The following is a 1,316-nucleotide window of genomic DNA, read 5'->3' as shown; positions in this document are numbered from 1 at the left end:
GCCCCGGCGGGCTTGTCGGCGCCGGCCTGGGCCGCTCCGCCGGACGCGGCCTGGTCCGCGACGACCGGCACGGCCAGCGTCACCGGGACGCCGCTGGGCGTGCGGGCGCCGGTGATCCGGGCCAGGTCGGCGTCGCCCGGGCGGATCTTGGTGACGGTCGGGCGGATGCCGGCCACCGTCATCAGCCGGTTGACCTCGCGGCGCTGCTCGGGCAGCACCAGGGTGACGACCGTCCCGGACTCGCCGGCCCGGGCGGTGCGGCCGCCACGGTGCAGGTAGTCCTTGTGGTCGACCGGCGGGTCGACGTTGACGACCAGGTCCAGGCCGTCGATGTGGATGCCGCGGGCGGCGACGTTGGTGGCGATCAGCGCGGTGACGTGGCCGTCCCGGAACTGGTCCAGGACCCGGTTGCGCTGCGGCTGGGACTTGCCGCCGTGCAGGGCGGCGGCCTTCACGCCGTTGGCGAGCAGCTGCTTGGCCAGCCGGTCGGCGCCGTGCTTGGTGTGCACGAACATGATCACGCGGCCGTCGCGGGAGGCGATGTGCGCGGTGGCGGAGGCCTTGTCGGTCGGCTCCAGCTGGAGCACGTGGTGGTCCATGGTGGTGACCGCGCCGGCCGAGGGGTCGACCGAGTGGGTCACCGGGTCGGCCAGGAAGCGCTTGACCAGCCGGTCGACGTTGCGGTCCAGGGTGGCGGAGAACAGCATCCGCTGTCCGCCCTCGGCGACCTGCTCCAGCAGCTTGCTGACCTGCGGCAGGAAGCCCATGTCGGCCATCTGGTCGGCCTCGTCGAGGACCGTGATCGCGACGTCGGAGAGATTGACGTCGCCGCGCCCGATCAGGTCGTCCAGCCGGCCCGGGGTGGCCACCAGCACCTCGGTGCCGCGGCGCACCGCGTTGGCCTGCTTGTTGATCGACATGCCGCCGACGACCGTGGTGATCCGCAGGTTGACGGCGGTCGCGTAGGGGGTGAGCGCCTCGGTGACCTGCTGGGCCAGCTCGCGGGTGGGCACCAGGACGAGCGCCAGCGGGTGCCGGGCGTCGGCGCGGCGCCCGGCGGTGCGGGCGAGCAGCGGCAGGCCGAAGGCCAGGGTCTTGCCGGAGCCGGTGCGGCCGCGGCCGAGCACGTCGCGCCCGGCGATCGAGTCGGGCAGCGTGGCGGCCTGGATCGGGAACGGCTCGGTGACGCCCTCGCGGCCGAGCGCGGAGAGGATCGCCTTGGGCAGTTCGAGCTCGGCGAAGGACGCCGCCGGGGGCCGGGCCGGGGTGCCCTGGACCACGGTGAAGTCGGCGGCCTCGGGCGCGACGGCGGGCCG

At 74.8% G+C, this 1,316-nt stretch carries 1 protein-coding gene; it reads right to left on the bottom strand.

Annotated elements, in window-relative coordinates; all coding sequences use genetic code 11:
- On the bottom strand, nt 1-1,316 hold a 1,316-nt coding region (locus KS423_RS45580), incomplete at both ends, for a DEAD/DEAH box helicase (RefSeq protein WP_224285528.1).

Origin of the sequence: Streptomyces sp. LS1784, from assembly GCF_020103755.1 — a bacterium.
Lineage (GTDB): Bacteria > Actinomycetota > Actinomycetes > Streptomycetales > Streptomycetaceae > Kitasatospora.
This window is presented reverse-complemented; position numbering and strand designations above follow the sequence as displayed.